Here is a 1,048-nt window from a genome sequence, read left to right on the forward strand (position 1 = left end):
GAAATAGAATAAATTATTAAAAATACGAAAAAATAAATTAACAAAATAAACGTTTTAAAGACCCTCATGGTCATATATTTGATAAGTATCGAAATCCACACTCCCCTTATTTCAGAAATGATTTAACCAAATCGGAAAGAGAAGCGGCTTACTCTATTGAAATTGGATGGGCTAATAATGGAACAGGAGGACATTATAATTCTAATGATGCCGCCTTTCGTAATGAAAAACGGTACGATCCTACTCAAGAAAGTGTAGAAAAGAAACTATTCAATCGTCAAAAGGTGAACGAACAACTGCAAGCTTTATTTTCTAGCAATGGATTGTCCATTCCTAAAAACACAAATTTAATACTGGATTGCCGCTTCACATTACGGAGCACAGCTCTTTGATCTAGCCAAAAATGGGTTTGATTCTATTCCCGATTTGGTGTTATCTATTGGTTATCAAAACGGGTCTTTATATGACATTGGACAAAAGGTGAATTACGGAGTATCAAAGTGAAGATAAATACATCAAACGCAACAGCTGTTCTAAACAATCAGAACCTTACCGACTTCAATAGCCATCCAGCTATTAAAAGTACAAATGAGGTGATGATCGAATCTGAGAGACGGATGAAAATATTAGATGAAAAATACGAAAAAATAAATGAACAAAATAAACGTTTCAAAGATCCTCAAGGTCATATATATGATAAATATCGAAATCCATACTCTCCTTATTTCAGAAATGATCTAACTACAGTGGAGAGAGAAGCTGCTTACATTATGGAAATGAGTTGGGCAAGGAATAATAAAGGAGGTCAATATGACTTTAATGACGCCATCTTCCGTAATGAAAAACGGTACGATCCTACGCAAGAAAGTGTAGAAAAGAAAATACTCAATCGTCAAAAAGTGAATGAACAATTACAAGCTTTATTTTCTAGCAAAGGATTGTCCATTCCTAAAAACACAAATTATTAGGTGCTGTTTTTTTAGAACCATCTGCGCTAACGCTCGCTTCTGAGGTATTAATTCCAGAGGATTTCTATAGAATGTCGCAT

General features: G+C 34.3%; 3 protein-coding genes and 1 pseudogene. All 4 read left to right on the top strand.

Translation table 11 applies throughout. The annotated features are described in order from the left end of the window. Nucleotides 1-74: 74 nt before the first annotated feature. Entirely contained in the window at nucleotides 75-392 is a 318-nt protein-coding gene (locus BA70_RS19850) for a DUF4885 family protein (protein ID WP_239646721.1), read from the top strand. Nucleotides 393-417: 25 nt separating this feature from the next. Beyond that, complete coding sequence (locus tag BA70_RS21075; protein WP_476727064.1) at nucleotides 418-504, top strand: hypothetical protein; 87 nt, start codon at nucleotides 418-420, stop codon at nucleotides 502-504. Continuing rightward, on the top strand, nucleotides 501-968 hold the full coding sequence (locus BA70_RS18840; protein ID WP_239646720.1) for a DUF4885 family protein: 468 nt from the start codon (nucleotides 501-503) through the stop codon (nucleotides 966-968). The genes BA70_RS21075 and BA70_RS18840 overlap by 4 nt, the downstream gene beginning before the upstream one ends. Beyond that, nucleotides 962-1,048 (top strand): annotated as a pseudogene (locus BA70_RS20750) (hypothetical protein); the annotation flags it as partial. The gene BA70_RS18840 and the pseudogene BA70_RS20750, both read left to right, overlap by 7 nt.

This window comes from Bacillus zhangzhouensis, assembly GCF_000715205.1.
Taxonomy (GTDB): Bacteria; Bacillota; Bacilli; order Bacillales; family Bacillaceae; genus Bacillus; species Bacillus zhangzhouensis.